12 protein-coding genes are annotated in these 14,010 nt (G+C 69.9%); 4 read left to right on the plus strand and 8 right to left on the minus strand.

Annotation, left to right across the window (positions count from 1 at the left end; translation table 11 throughout):
- Positions 1-2: 2 nt before the first annotated feature.
- From KZI27_RS13735 to KZI27_RS13770, 8 genes are all read right to left on the minus strand, one after another.
- Positions 3-1,115 carry an adenosine deaminase gene (locus KZI27_RS13735; protein ID WP_222658049.1) on the minus strand — a complete coding sequence of 371 codons (1,113 nt, stop codon included), beginning with the start codon at positions 1,113-1,115 and terminating at the stop codon, positions 3-5.
- A gap of 121 nt (positions 1,116-1,236) precedes the next feature.
- Complete coding sequence (locus tag KZI27_RS13740) at positions 1,237-2,535, minus strand: thymidine phosphorylase (RefSeq protein ID WP_123313757.1); 1,299 nt, start codon at positions 2,533-2,535, stop codon at positions 1,237-1,239.
- A 4-nt stretch (positions 2,536-2,539) separates the two neighbouring features.
- Positions 2,540-3,022: a cytidine deaminase gene (locus KZI27_RS13745; protein ID WP_222658050.1), complete on the minus strand. Its 483-nt coding sequence runs from the start codon at positions 3,020-3,022 to the stop codon at positions 2,540-2,542.
- A 19-nt stretch (positions 3,023-3,041) separates the two neighbouring features.
- Entirely contained in the window at positions 3,042-4,331 is a 1,290-nt protein-coding gene (locus tag KZI27_RS13750) for an ABC transporter permease (protein WP_222658051.1), read from the minus strand.
- Positions 4,328-5,689: an ABC transporter permease gene (locus KZI27_RS13755; RefSeq protein ID WP_222658052.1), complete on the minus strand. Its 1,362-nt coding sequence runs from the start codon at positions 5,687-5,689 to the stop codon at positions 4,328-4,330. The genes KZI27_RS13750 and KZI27_RS13755 overlap by 4 nt, the downstream gene beginning before the upstream one ends.
- Positions 5,690-5,744: 55 nt before the next feature.
- Positions 5,745-7,265: an ABC transporter ATP-binding protein gene (locus KZI27_RS13760; RefSeq protein ID WP_123313759.1), complete on the minus strand. Its 1,521-nt coding sequence runs from the start codon at positions 7,263-7,265 to the stop codon at positions 5,745-5,747.
- Positions 7,266-7,378: 113 nt separating this feature from the next.
- Positions 7,379-8,443: a BMP family protein gene (locus tag KZI27_RS13765; RefSeq protein ID WP_222658053.1), complete on the minus strand. Its 1,065-nt coding sequence runs from the start codon at positions 8,441-8,443 to the stop codon at positions 7,379-7,381.
- A 198-nt stretch (positions 8,444-8,641) separates the two neighbouring features.
- Positions 8,642-9,757 (minus strand): mannose-1-phosphate guanylyltransferase, encoded by a 1,116-nt coding sequence (locus tag KZI27_RS13770; protein WP_123313761.1) that lies wholly within the window; start codon positions 9,755-9,757, stop codon positions 8,642-8,644.
- Positions 9,758-9,945: 188 nt separating this feature from the next.
- Here KZI27_RS13770 and KZI27_RS13775 point away from each other — a divergent pair, with 188 nt between their 5' ends.
- From KZI27_RS13775 to sdhA, 4 genes are all read left to right on the plus strand, one after another.
- Positions 9,946-11,181, plus strand: a complete 1,236-nt coding sequence (locus tag KZI27_RS13775) for a glycosyltransferase family 4 protein (protein WP_261783900.1) — start codon at positions 9,946-9,948, stop codon at positions 11,179-11,181.
- Between the two features lie 78 nt (positions 11,182-11,259).
- Complete coding sequence (gene sdhC / locus KZI27_RS13780) at positions 11,260-11,709, plus strand: succinate dehydrogenase, cytochrome b556 subunit (RefSeq protein WP_222658055.1); 450 nt, start codon at positions 11,260-11,262, stop codon at positions 11,707-11,709.
- A gap of 11 nt (positions 11,710-11,720) precedes the next feature.
- Positions 11,721-12,167: a succinate dehydrogenase, hydrophobic membrane anchor protein gene (sdhD, locus tag KZI27_RS13785; RefSeq protein WP_111086628.1), complete on the plus strand. Its 447-nt coding sequence runs from the start codon at positions 11,721-11,723 to the stop codon at positions 12,165-12,167.
- A 49-nt stretch (positions 12,168-12,216) separates the two neighbouring features.
- On the plus strand, positions 12,217-14,010 hold the full coding sequence (gene sdhA, locus KZI27_RS13790) for a succinate dehydrogenase flavoprotein subunit (RefSeq protein WP_111086629.1): 1,794 nt from the start codon (positions 12,217-12,219) through the stop codon (positions 14,008-14,010).

Consider the following 14,010-nt stretch of genomic DNA (forward strand, 5'->3'; position numbering starts at 1 on the left):
CGTCAGGCCTCCGAGTACCCGGAGGTGATGGTGGCGATGATCTCCTCGCGGTCCTCGAGCGGCAGGAACGAGCCCAGTGCGGCGTTGATCTGGAACGCTGCCAGGTCGTCGAGGTCGTAGCCGAACGTGCCCGCGAGCAGTGCCAGCTCCTTCGACAGCGACGTCCCGCTCATCAGGCGGTTGTCGGTGTTCACCGTGACCCGGAACCCGAGCTGGTAGAGCACGTCGAAGGGGTGGTCGGCGAGATCGTCGCCCCAGGCGGCGATCGCACCCGTCTGCAGGTTGGAGGACGGCGACACCTCGAGTGGGATCTCGCGGTCGCGGACCCACGATGCGACCTCGCCGAGGGAGGCCAGCGTCGAGCCGTCACCGGCGTCGGAGAGCGTGACGTCCTCGAAGATCCGGACACCGTGCCCGAGGCGCAGCGCGCGGCCGTCGACGAGCGCGGACCGGATGGAGGCGAGCCCGTCGGCCTCGCCCGCGTGCACGGTGACGGGGAAGAGCTCGGACGCGAGGTGGTCGAACGCGGCGCGGTGGTTCGAAGCGGGGAACCCGGCCTCGGCACCGGCGATGTCGAAGCCGACGACACCGGCGTCGCGGTGCCGCACGGCGAGTTCGGCGATCTCGAGCGAGCGGTCGGCGTGCCGCATCGCGGTGACGAGCTGGCCGACTCGGATGCGGCCACCGGCGGCGTCGACCGCTTCCTCGATGCCGGCCTGCACGGCCTCGACCGTCTCGTCGAGCGTCAGCCCGCCCTGCAGGTGCTGTTCCGGGGCCCACCGGACCTCGCCGTAGACGACGCCGTCGGCGACCAGGTCCTCGACGAACTCCTTCGCGACGCGGTGCAGCTGCGGAGCCGTCTGCATGACCGAGATGGTGACGTCGAACGTCTTCAGGTACTCGACGAGCGAGCCCGAGTTCGACTGGTCGGCGAACCACTGCCCGAGCTCGGACGGGTCGGTGGTCGGCAGCGTGACGCCCGCGGCACCGGCGAGCTCGACGATCGTCGTGGGGCGCAGACCGCCGTCGAGGTGGTCGTGCAGCGAGACCTTCGGCAGGTCGTTGATGACCGCTCCGGCGTCGGGCAGGCGGTAGGTCGGGGCATCGGCGCTCATGCGACCAGGCTATCGGTGGTCACCGACCGCGCGCAGGCACCTGTGCACAACACTCACCGGAACAGACTGGAGGCTCCCCACAGCAGTGCAGGGAGCCCGACGGTTCGTCAGGTGGCCGGGTTCAGGACCCGATGCGCTCCCGCACGATCGGCCCGCGGGCAGCGACCGCAGCGTCGGACGAGCCGATCGACCACGCACCCTCGAGCGACTCGAGCGCCCGCGGGATCCGTGACGCGTCGTCGGTGTGCAGCGTCCAGAGCGGCTGTCCCTCGGTCACGGTGTCACCGGGCTTGACGTGCAGCTCGATGCCCGCACCCGCCTGCACCGGGTCCTGTGCTCGGGCGCGGCCGGCACCGAGGCGCCAGGCCGAGACACCGAACGGCAGGGCGTCCTGCTGCGCGAGCACACCGGACGACGGCGCGGTCACGACGTGCTGCTCCCGGGCGACCGGCAACGCGGCGGAGGGGTCCCCGCCCTGCGCCTGGATCATCCGGCGCCAGGTGTCCATCGCGCGGCCGTCGGCCAGCGCCGCGGCCGGGTCGGCGTCCGGCAGCCCGGCGAGCGTGAGCATCTCGGTCGCGAGCGCGACCGTCAGCTCCACGACGTCGGCCGGACCACCGCCAGCCAGGACCTCGACCGACTCCCGCACCTCGAGCGCGTTGCCGATGGTCAGACCGAGCGGGACCTCCATGTCGGTCAGCAGCGCCGAGGTCTTCACCCCGGCGTCGTTGCCGAGGTCCACCATCGTCTGCGCGAGCTCGCGCGATGCCTCGTACGTGGGCATGAACGCCCCGGACCCGAACTTCACGTCGAGCACGAGCGCACCGGTGCCCTCGGCGATCTTCTTCGACATGATGCTCGACGCGATGAGCGGGATGCACTCGACGGTGCCGGTGGTGTCGCGGAGCGCGTAGAGCTTCTTGTCGGCGGGTGCCAGGCCCGAGCCAGCGGCGCAGATGACCGCGCCGACGTCGGACAGGATCTCCATCATCCGGTCGTTCGACAGCGCGGCCTGCCACCCGGGGATCGACTCGAGCTTGTCGAGCGTCCCGCCGGTGTGCCCCAGGCCACGACCGGACAGCTGCGGCACCGCGACGCCGAACGACGCCACCAGCGGCGCGAGCGGCAGCGTGATCTTGTCGCCGACGCCGCCGGTGGAGTGCTTGTCGACGGTCGTCTTGCCGAGCGAGCCGAACGACATCCGCTCCCCCGACGCGATCATCGCGAGCGTGAGGTCCTTGATCTCGCGCCGCTCCATCCCGTTCAGGAAGATGGCCATCGCCATCGCCGCCATCTGCGGGTCCTCGACGTAGCCGCGCGTGTAGGCGTCCACGAGCCAGTCCACCTCGGCGGTGCTCAGAGCGCCACCGGATCGCTTCGTGCGGATGAGGTCGACGGTGTCGAACGGCTCGACGGCCATGTGATCAGTGCTCCTGCTGGTAGGTGGCGAGGGTGCGCGGCCCGAACGCGTCGGGCAGGACCTCGTCGATGGTGCGGATGCCCGAGACCGTCTCGAGGAGCATGCCCTCGGTCGAGTGCTCGAACAGCAGCTGGCGGCAGCGGCCGCACGGCATCAGGGTGGCGCCGTCGCCGTCGACGCACGTGAACGCGACGAGCTTGCCGCCACCGGTCATGTGCAGCTGCGACACGAGCGAGCACTCTGCGCAGAGCGTCACCCCGTACGACGCGTTCTCGACGTTGCAGCCGGAGACGATCCGTCCGTCGTCGGTGAGCGCCGCGGCGCCCACCGGGAACGACGAGTACGGCGCGTAGGCGCGCCGCATCGCGGCGGTCGCTGCCGTCCGCAGGGCGGTCCAGTCCACGTCGTCGACCGGGAGGCCCGTGGCTGCGTCCGCAGGGGCGGTGGCGGTGACCGCCTGGTCACCTGGTTCGTGCGTGTCGGTCATGTGCCGTGCCTCCAGGCCGTCAGCTCTTGATGTAGGGCTTGCCGGACGCGGCGGGGCCGCGTGACTGGCCGACCAGGCCGGCCACGGCGAAGATCGTCACCACGTACGGCAGCATGAGCAGGAACTCGCTCGGCACGGGCGAGTCGATCGCCCCGAGCGTGTTCTGCAGGTTCGACGCGAAGCCGAACAGCAGGGCGGCGAGCGTGGCCTTGATCGGGTCCCAGCGACCGAAGATGACGGCGGCCAGGGCGATGTAGCCGGCGCCCGCGGTCATGTCCTTCGTGAACGGCCCGACCGCGTCGAGCGTGAAGTACGCGCCACCGAGGCCCGCGATCGCGCCGGCGAGCGACACGTTCCAGAACCGGGTGCTCGTGACGTTGATGCCCACCGTGTCGGCCGCCTGCGGGTGCTCGCCGACCGCGCGGAGGCGCAGGCCCCAGCGGGTCTTGAACAGGCCGAAGGTGACCACCGCGACGGCGACGTAGGCCAGGTAGACGATGACGCTCTGCTCGAAGAACACCGGGCCGATGACCGGGATCTGGTGGAGCAGCGGGATCTCGAACTTCGGGAACCGGATGCCGATGTTCAGCGTGGTCTCGTTCGGCGACAGCACCTGCGAGTACAGGAACCCGGTCAGCCCGGAGATGAGGGCGTTGATGACGACACCGACGATCACCTGGTCGACGAGGTACTTGATGCTGAACGCGGCGAGGATGAACGACACGAGCACACCGGCGACGAGCGCGCCGACGAGTCCGACCCACGCGGAGCCGGTGATCGACGCGATGAGCGCCGAGGTGAACGCACCGGCGAGGAACTGGCCCTCGATGGCGATGTTGACCACGCCGACCCGCTCGGAGATGACGCCGCCGAGGGCACCGAACACGAGCGGGACGCTCAGGCCGAGCGCACCGACCAGCAGGCCGGGCAGCGGGATCGTGGCGCCGGCAGCCGCCCACGTCAGGAACCCGACGACGAAGACGATCGCGAAGACCGACGTGACCCAGAGCGGGACGTGCCGGTACGCGCGGACCTCGACGACGGCGTAGACCGTGGCGATCGCCAGGAGCACGACGACCACGTAGCCGGTCGGTGCCGCGGACAGCGGCACGTTCGGCAGGGCGATGAAGTCGCCGGCGTTCGCGAGCCGGAAGGTCGTCGTGCCGGTGCGGCTGAGCAGGACGAAGAACACGACCGCGAGCAGCGTGAACACGCCGTACCCGATCGGGAGCTTCCAGCTGCGGGTCGTCTCGACCGGACGGTCGGACAGGGGCGACGCGGGCGCCGCGGTGGGGCTGAGGGTGCTCACGCGGCGACCGCCTTCTTGCTGTTCTTGCTCGTCTTCGTGCGCTGGCGGGCTCCCGGCTGCGGGATCCGGAAGATCGCGCGGACGAGCGGCGGCGCCGCGATGAACAGGACGATGAGGGCCTGGATGACGCCGACGATGTCGATCGGGATGCCGTTGGCGGCCTGCATCGCGTAGCCACCGTTCTTCAGCACACCGAACAGGATCGCGGCCCAGAACACGCCCCACGGCTTCGAGCGGCCGAGCAGCGCGACGGTGATCGCGTCGAAGCCGATGCCGGCGTCGATGCCCGAGGTGAAGCCCGTCGTGACGGCGCCCTGCACCTGGTAGGCACCGGCGATGCCGACCAGGGCACCGGAGATGACCATCACCCAGATCGTCAGCGCCGGAACGCTCATGCCGGCGACGCGGGCGGCCCGGGGGTTCTCACCGATGGTGCGGAACCGGAAGCCGAGCGAGGACTTGTTGACGAGCCACCAGACCACGACGACCGCGAGGATCGCGACGATGAACCCGGCGTCCACCCCGTACCGCACACCGAAGAGCTGCGGCAGCAGGGCGCTGTCCTTCGTGGCGGGCGAGATCGGGTTGCTGCTGCCCGGGGCCTGCAGCAGGCCCGGGGTGCGGAGCAGGTAGCTGACCAGGTAGAGCGCGACGTAGTTGAGCATGATCGTGACGACCACCTCGTTCGCGCCCGTGCGGGCCTTGAGGACACCGACGATCCCGCCCCAGACCGCACCGCCGACGATGCCGGCGACGATGGTGAGGGGGATGTGGATCGCGGCGGGCATGTCGAACGAGAAGCCGACCCACCCGGCCGCCGCGGCACCCATCAGGATCTGACCCTGGCCGCCGATGTTGAACAGCCCGGCGCGGAACGACAGCGCGATCCCGAGCCCGGCGACGACGAGCGGCACCGCGTAGTCGATCGAGCGGGTGAGCGGCCCGATGGCCTGCTGGAAGCTGTCGGCGCCGAAGTTGAACACCGAACCCTGGAACAGCGAGGCGTAGGCGCCGCCGACCGCGGTGCCGATGGCCTGGAGCATGTCGGCCGGGCGGGCGAAGAAGTAGCCCGCGGTGGCGCGGACGTTCTCGTCCGTCAGCGCGATGAGGATGCCGCAGGCCACCAGCGCGAGGACGACGGCGAGGACCGTGACGAGCACGGACCCGTTCAGGATGCTCTGCAGGGCGGCGTGCCAGCGGTCGGTGCCGGGGGCGCCGTTGCGGCGTTCGGTGTCCTCGGCCGAGTCCGTCATCAGGTGCGGGGTCTCCGGCGCCTCCTGCAGGCGGTCGTCGGTGAGCGGGGCATCGGCCTCGGCGCCGGCGGTGGGCTGCGTGTTGTCTGGGTCCTGCGCGGTCACGCTGCCAGCTCCGTTCCGGTCGTGGATGTGGCTTGGATCTCGCCGGCCGAACCGGTCATGCGGCCAGCTCCGTTCCTTCTGGGATCTCGCCGGCCATCATGAGGCCGAGGACGTCCCGCGGGGTGGTCGCCGGCACGATCCCGACGATGCCGCCGCGGTACATGACGGCGATGCGGTCGGCCAGTGCCACGACCTCGTCGAGCTCGGTGGAGACGACGATGACGGGCACACCGGTGTCGCGGGTGGCGACGATGCGCTTGTGCACGAACTCGATCGACCCGACGTCGATACCGCGCGTGGGCTGCGCGGCGACGAAGAGCCGGAGTTCGCGGCTGAGCTCGCGGGCGAGGACGATCTTCTGCTGGTTGCCACCGGACAGCCGGCCGGCAGCGGTCGCGCGGCCCGGCGTGCGGATGTCGAACTCGGCGATCTTCTCGTCGGCGAAGGCGTCGCGCTCGGCGGCGCGGATGGTGCCGGCACGGACGAACGCGTCGTGGTCGGACCGGTCGAGCATGAGGTTCTCCGCGATGGTGAACTCGCCGACCAGGCCGTCCTCCTTGCGGTCCTCGGGGACGAAGCCGACGCCGGCGTCGAGCACCTGCTTGACGCTGCGGCCGGTCAGCTCCTTGCCGTCCAGCGTGATGCGGCCGGCGTGGACGGGCTCGAGGCCGAGGATCGCCTCGGTGAGCTCGGTCTGGCCGTTGCCCTGCACCCCGGCGATCGCCAACACCTCGCCGCGACGGACCGAGAACGACACGTCGTCGACGAGCACGATGCCCGACGGGTCGGTGACGGTGAGGCCCTCGACGACGAGGGCGTCCTCGCCACCGGTCGACGGCGTCTTGTCGACGACGAGCGAGACGGCGCGGCCGACCATCAGGGCGGCGAGCTCGTTGTTCGTCGCGGTGGGCGATGCCTCACCGACGACCTTGCCGAGCCGGATCACCGTGATGCGGTCGGCGACCTCGCGGACCTCGCGGAGCTTGTGGGTGATGAAGACGATCGCGGTGCCGGCCTCGCGGAGCTGGCGCATGATGCCCATCAGCTCGTCGGTCTCCTGCGGGGTGAGCACGGCCGTCGGCTCGTCGAACACCAGCACGGAGGCGTCACGGGACAGTGCCTTGATGATCTCGACGCGCTGCTGCACGCCGACGGGCAGGTCCTCGATCTTGGCGTCGGGGTCGACGTCGAACCCGAACCGGTCCGAGATCTCCTTGACGCGCTTGCGGGCACCGGCCAGGTCGAGTCGGCCGCCGAAGGTGGTCTGCTCCTGCCCGAGCATGACGTTCTCGGCGACGGTGAACACGGGCACGAGCATGAAGTGCTGGTGCACCATGCCGATCCCGGCGCGCATGGCGTCGCCCGGGCCGTCGAAGTCCTGGACCACGTCGTCGAGCAGGATCTCGCCCTCGTCGGCGTCGTACAGGCCGTAGAGCACGTTCATCAGGGTGGACTTGCCGGCGCCGTTCTCACCCAGGAGGCAGTGGACCTCACCCGGCTCGACGGTGAGCGAGATGTGGTCGTTGGCGACCAGGGCGCCGAACCGCTTGGTGATGCCGCGGAGTTCGAGCTTCATGTTCGGGAGTCTATTTCTGTCTCGAGTGCGCCACGCGGGCGCACGGTCTCGCGTGCACCACTCGGGCGCACGAGAACGCGGGCGAGGGAAGCCCCTCGCCCGCGTCCGTCGGGTCAGGACTGGGTCTTGACCTTGATCGAGCCGTCGATGATGCCGGCCTTCACGTCGTCGAGCTCGCCCTGCAGGCTCTTGTCGACCTTCGACTCGAAGTCGTGGAACGGCGCGATGCCGACGCCCTCGTTCTTCAGCGTCCCCACGTACGGGGTCTTGGAGAACTTGTCGTCCGCCGCCTGCTCGACGACGTCCTTCACGGCCGGGCGCATGCCCTTCTCGACCGAGGTGAAGGCGATGTCCTTGTAGCGCGGGTCGGCCTCGTAGAGGTCGCTGTCCGCACCGATCAGGACGGAGCCGTTGTCGGCGTCCTTGATGGCCTCGGCAGCCGACTGGTAGATCGGGCCACCGACGGGCAGGATCACGTCGGCGTCCTGGTCGAGGAGCGTCTGCGCGACCGACTTGGCCTGCGTGCCGGCCTCGAAGCCACCGGTGAAGGAACCCTTGCCGGTGTCGACGTTCCAGCCGACGACCTTGACGTCCTTGTCCTTCTGCTCGTTGTAGTACTTCACGCCGTCCGCGAAGCCGTCCATGAAGATGGTGACGGTCGGGATCTGCATGCCACCGAAGGTGCCGACGACGCCGGTCTTCGAGTACGACGCCGCGGCGTAGCCGGCGAGGAACGCGGCCTGCGAGGTGTCGAACGTGATCGGCTTGACGTTCTCCGCGTCGATCGAGCTGTCGTCGATGATGGCGAAGTCGGTGTCGGGGTTCGCGGCGGCCTGCTTCTTCGTGGCGTCGGCGAGGTTGAAGCCGACGGTCACGACGAGGTTGCAGTTCTGGCCGATGAGCTGCTCGATGTTCGAGTCGTAGACGGTGGCGTCCTTCGACTCGGCCTCCTTGTAGGTGGCACCGAGTTCCTTGGCGGCGTCCTTCATGCCCTCGTAGCCGAGCTGGTTGAACGACTTGTCGTCGAAGCCACCGGCGTCGGAGACCATGCAGGGGCGGAAGTCGGTCTTCTTGGCGGTCGTCGTGTCGGACGGCGCCGAGGCACAACCGGCGAGGACGGCGGCGGTGCCGAGGAGCGCGAAGCCGCTGAGGACGACGCGTCGGGTACGAGATGTCACGGGTGGGTTCCTCCGGGGAGCGTGCCCGGACCACGTGCGTTCCGGGCGATCGTGGCGACAGTACACGACCGCCCGGCCGGTACAGGACCCGTTGCCCCGGTCCGGTGGATCGGTTACGGGATCGCGACCGCGCCGAAACGCGCCCGTAACGCGAGGTCACCCGCAGACCCCCAGTTCGAGGGGTTTGTCGGTGGAGCGCTACAGGACGTCGCCGCGGCCGCTGATCTTGAGCGCGTCCACCACGCCCTTGACCCGCTGGGCGTTCGCACTGGTCGTGACGAGCAGCGCGTCGGGGGTGTCCACGACGACGATGTCCTCGACCCCGATGAGCGAGATGAGCCGCTGGCTGTGCGAGATCACGATGCCGCTCGACGAGTCGGCGAGGATCCGGGCGCCGTCACCGAGCACGGCGAGGTTGTTCGGGCGGCCACCGGACTGCAGCTTGGCGAGCGAGGCGAAGTCGCCGACGTCGTCCCAGTCGAAGTCGCCGGGGACGACGGCCATGCGTCCGGCAGCGGCAGCGGGCTCGGCGACGGTGTAGTCGATCGCGATCTTCTCGAGCGTGGGCCACACCGCGTCGACGACCGCGCCGCGGGCCGAGGTGTCCCAGGCGTCCGCGAGTTCGTTGATGCCGGCGAGCAGCGTCGGGTTGTTCCGGCCGATCTCCTCGAGCAGCACGTCGGCGCGGGCGATGAACATGCCCGCGTTCCACAGGTACGTGCCCTGTTCGACGTAGGAGCGTGCGGTGTCCAGGTCGGGCTTCTCGACGAACGACCGGACGGCGTGCGCGGTCGGTGCACCGTCGATGTCAAGGGTGTCGCCGTGCGCGTGGATGTAGCCGAAGCCGATGGCGGGCTCGGTCGGCGTGATGCCGATGGTCGTGATGTAGCCGGCGCGGGCCACCGCGACGGCCTCGCGCACGGAACGGCGGAAACCGCGGGCGTCACCGATCACGTGGTCGGCGGCGAAGGACCCGATGACGACGTCGGGTTCGCGGCGGACGAGGATCGCCGCGGCGAGGCCGATGGCCGCCGTGGAGTCCTTCGGCTCGCTCTCGAGCACCACGTTGTGGTCCTCGACCCCGGGCAGCTGCGACTCGACGGCGACGCGGTGCGCCCGTCCGGTCACGACCATGATCCGCTGCTCGCCCGCCAGCGGGGCGAGCCGGTCCCAGGTCTGCCGGAGCAGCGAGGCACCGGAGCCCGTCAGGTCGTGCAGGAACTTGGGTGCGTCCGCACGCGAAAGCGGCCACAGGCGCGATCCGATGCCCCCTGCGGGGATGATCGCGTAGAAGTCTTCGAGAGCGTCAGCCACGCGCTCACCGTACCGGTCCCACGGCGTGGATCCTGGGTGGTCCCCGCACGATTCCCGCATGCGGGCTCCCGCAGGGCAGTGTCGAGCGTGCGCGCGGCGACGGCGTCGCGTTGTTCACCCGTCGCCTCCGCCCCGTTCACGTCGTCGGCCCCGCGGGGTCACGTGGCGCCCGGAGCATGGGCAGCACCATGAGCGCACGCAGCGTGGAGCGCGGCACGTCCCCCCGGACCGTCGCCGTCGTGACCGAGAGCTTCCTGCCCACCCTCAACGGCGTGACCACCAGCGTCCTCGCGGTCCTCGACCACCTGGAGCGCCGTGGCCACCGCGCGGTCGTGATCGCACCGGACACCCCGGGACTCGCACAGTTCCGCTCGCGCACCAGCGTCGAGCGCTACCGCTCCTTCGACGTCCACCGGGTCCCCGCCGTCGCGTACCGGCAGTTCCCGGTCGCACTCCCCCACCCGGTGCTCGACACGATCCTCGCCGCCTCCGGCGCCGACGTGCTCCACGCCGCGAGTCCGTTCCTGCTGGGCGGGCGCGCGATCACGGCGGCCGGGAGGCTCGGCATCCCCTCCGTCGCCGTCTTCCAGACCGACGTGGCCGGGTTCGCCCGCCGCAACGGCTTGACCGCGACCGTCCCGTTGGTGCGGAGGATCCTCGGACGCATCCACGCCGGCGCCTCGCTGACGCTCGCGCCGTCGAGCGCGACCGCCGCGATGCTCGCCGAGGACGGCGTGCCCCGCGTCGCCCGCTGGGGTCGCGGCGTCGACACCGAGCTCTTCCACCCGGCCCGGCGGGAGTCCGCCCACGTCCGGGCGCTCCGACGCCGTATCGCGCCGGACGGCGAGACGATCGTCGGCTACGTCGGGCGGCTGGCCCCGGAGAAGGAGGTCGAACGGCTCGCCGAGCTCGGCGGGATCCCCGGCATCCGCGTCGTCGTGGCCGGCGGTGGGCCGTCCCGGACGCTGCTCGAGCGACGACTGCGGCACCTCGACGTCACCTTCACCGGACCGTTGCGCGGCGACGCCCTCGCCGACGCGTACGCCTCGCTCGACCTCTTCGTGCACACGGGTCCGGCCGAGACCTTCGGGCAGACCCTCCAGGAAGCGCACGCCTCGGGGCTGCCCGTGATCGCGCCGGCGTCGGGTGGTCCGCTCGACCTCGTCGCCCCCGGACTCGACGGCGAGCTCTACGATCCCGACGCACCGCAGGCACTGCGGCAGGCGGTCCTGCGGCTGCACCACGACCGCGCACTCGCGGATCGGATGGGTTCCGCGGGCCGTCTCCGGGTCGAGGGCACCACGTGGGAGGCCGTCGGCGACCAGCTCCTCGGGCACCACGACACGGCTCGCACCATCGGCGCGCCGCCCGTCGGTCGGGGCCTGCGGGCCGGTCGGGACGAGAAGGTCAGCGCCCGAGCATAGGATGGGTCGTGTTCCACACGAACGCGAACGGCAAGGGCTCGCCGATCGGGCGAGCCCGTCCTACGGAAGGACGAGCTCATGGCTGAGCCCACCGGCGGCGGTACGGCGACCGCCGTCCCCGACGTCACGATCGAGGCGCCTCGCGCCTCTCGGAAGCTCGAGGGCACGCTGTACCGCGGATCGACCGGCATGTGGTCGTGGGTCCTGCACCGGATCACCGGTGTCGCGATCTACTTCTTCCTGCTCGTGCACATCCTCGACACGGCGCTTGTGCGGCTCTCCCCCGAGGCGTACAACGCGGTCATCGGCACGTACAAGACGCCGATCATGAACCTCGGCGAGATCGCCCTGGTGATGGCCATCGTGTTCCACGCGTTCAACGGGCTCCGGATCATCCTCGTCGACTTCTGGTCCAAGGGGCCGAAGTACCAGCGGGCCATGTTCTGGATCGTCATCGTCCTGTGGGCGATCGCGATCGCGGGCTTCCTGCCCCGCCAGCTCATGAACCTCTTCGCGGACTTCAACTAGAGGGGCACCTGATGACCACGCAGATCGTCGAACCTCCCCGTTCCGCCTCGGCCGCCCGCCGCTCCACCAACTGGGAGAAGTGGGGCTGGATCTACATGCGCGGCTCGGGCGTCCTGCTCGTCGTGCTGATCTTCGGCCACCTCTTCGTCAACATGGTGGCGGGCGAGGGCGTCAAGCAGATCGACTTCGCCTTCGTCGCCGGCAAGTGGGCCAACCCGTTCTGGCAGGTGTGGGACTCCCTCATGCTCGTCCTGGCGCTCATCCACGGCTCGAACGGCATGCGCACGATCGTCAACGACTACGTGTCGAAGCCGGGCATCCGGAAGACGCTCCTCGCCGCGATCCTCATCGCGTGCGTGGTACTGATCGTCCTCGGCCTGCTCGTCTGCTGGACGTTCGACCCGTGCCCCGCCGGCGCCGCCGCCGCGGACCTGCCCTCCTTCTGCCCGGCGCAGTAGCACCATCCCCGCTGCCGACCGCCTTCCCACCGTCTACGGAAAGACCCCTGTGACCGAGACCACCGTGCACCACCACCAGTTCGACATCGTCATCATCGGCGCAGGAGGCGCGGGCATGCGTGCCGCGATCGAGGCCGGCCCGAAGGCGAAGACGGCCGTCATCTCGAAGCTCTACCCGACCCGCTCGCACACCGGTGCGGCGCAGGGCGGGATGGCCGCGGCCCTCGCGAACGTCGAAGAGGACTCGTGGGAGTGGCACACCTTCGACACGATCAAGGGCGGTGACTACCTGGTCGACCAGGACGCCGCCGAGATCCTGGCGAAGGAGGCGATCGACGCAGTCATCGACCTCGAGAACATGGGCCTGCCGTTCAACCGCACGCCCGAGGGCAAGATCGACCAGCGTCGCTTCGGCGGTCACACCCGCGACCACGGCAAGTCGCCCGTCCGCCGGGCCTGCTACGCGGCCGACCGCACGGGCCACATGATCCTGCAGACGCTGTTCCAGAACTGCGTCAAGCTCGGCGTCGAGTTCTACAACGAGTTCTACGCGCTCGACCTCATCATGGTCGACGTCGTGGGCGAGGACGGCGTCACGCGCAAGCAGCCGGCCGGGGTCGTCGCGTTCGAACTCGCCACGGGTGAGCTGCACGTCTTCCACGCCAAGGCGATGATCTTCGCCACCGGCGGCTTCGGCAAGATGTACAAGACGACCTCGAACGCACACACCCTGACCGGCGACGGCGTCGGCATCGTGTGGCGCACCGGTCTGCCGCTCGAGGACATGGAGTTCTTCCAGTTCCACCCGACCGGGCTCGCGGGCCTCGGCATCCTGTTGACCGAGGGCGCTCGTGGCGAGGGCGCGATCCTCCGCAACGCCTCGGGTGAACGCTTCATGGAGCGCTACGCCCCCACCATCAAGGACCTCGCGCCCCGCGACATCGTCGCCCGGTGCATGGTGCAGGAGGTCGCCGAGGGCCGCGGCGCCGGTCCGAACAAGGACTACGTCCTGCTCGACTGCACACACCTCGGCGCCGAGGTCCTCGAGACCAAGCTCCCGGACATCACGGAGTTCGCCCGCACCTACCTCGGCGTCGACCCCGTCGTCGAGCCGGTGCCGGTGATGCCGACCGCGCACTACGCGATGGGCGGCATCCCGACGAACACCGACGCACAGGTGCTCTACGACAACACCACCGTCGTCCCCGGGCTGTACGCGGCCGGTGAGTGCGCCTGCGTGTCCGTGCACGGCTCGAACCGCCTCGGCACGAACTCGCTCCTCGACATCAACGTCTTCGGCAAGCGCTCGGGCAACAACGCCGCCGAGTGGGTCAAGACCGCCGAGTTCCTCCCGCTCCCGGAGGACCCCGCCGCCGGTGTCCGAGCCATGCTCGACCAGCTGCGCGCGTCGACCGGCACCGAGCGCATCGCCGTCCTGCGCAAGGAACTGCAGGACGAGATGGACAAGAACGCCCAGGTGTTCCGTACCGACGAGTCGCTCGCCCGGGTCACCGAGACGATCCACACGCTCCGGAACCGTTTCATGCAGGTCTCCGTGCAGGACAAGGGCAAGCGATTCAACACCGACCTGCTCGAAGCCGTCGAACTCGGCTTCCTGCTGGACCTGGCCGAGGTGGTCGTCTACTCGGCCCGCAACCGCAAGGAGAGCCGCGGCGGCCACATGCGCGACGACTACCCGAAGCGCGACGACGAGAACTACATGCAGCACACGATGGCGTACCTGACGGGCGACCCGCACTCGTCACTCGCCGACGACCACATCACGCTGGACTGGAAGCCGGTCGTCGTGACGCGGTACCAGCCGATGGAGAGGAAGTACTGA

This window comes from Curtobacterium sp. TC1, assembly GCF_019844075.1.
In the GTDB taxonomy this organism is placed as follows: domain Bacteria; phylum Actinomycetota; class Actinomycetes; order Actinomycetales; family Microbacteriaceae; genus Curtobacterium.

What these genes read in the sequence shown, in the direction of transcription:
- KZI27_RS13745 (WP_222658050.1), bottom strand. Translation starts at nt 3,022, where the DNA reads ATGACCGACACGCACGAACCAGGTGACCAGGCGGTCACCGCCACCGCC.
- KZI27_RS13760 (WP_123313759.1), bottom strand. Translation starts at nt 7,265, where the DNA reads ATGAAGCTCGAACTCCGCGGCATCACCAAGCGGTTCGGCGCCCTGGTC.
- KZI27_RS13775 (WP_261783900.1), top strand. Translation starts at nt 9,946, where the DNA reads ATGAGCGCACGCAGCGTGGAGCGCGGCACGTCCCCCCGGACCGTCGCC.
- sdhD (WP_111086628.1), top strand. Translation starts at nt 11,721, where the DNA reads ATGACCACGCAGATCGTCGAACCTCCCCGTTCCGCCTCGGCCGCCCGC.
- KZI27_RS13735 (WP_222658049.1), bottom strand. Translation starts at nt 1,115, where the DNA reads ATGAGCGCCGATGCCCCGACCTACCGCCTGCCCGACGCCGGAGCGGTC.
- sdhC (WP_222658055.1), top strand. Translation starts at nt 11,260, where the DNA reads ATGGCTGAGCCCACCGGCGGCGGTACGGCGACCGCCGTCCCCGACGTC.
- KZI27_RS13740 (WP_123313757.1), bottom strand. Translation starts at nt 2,535, where the DNA reads ATGGCCGTCGAGCCGTTCGACACCGTCGACCTCATCCGCACGAAGCGA.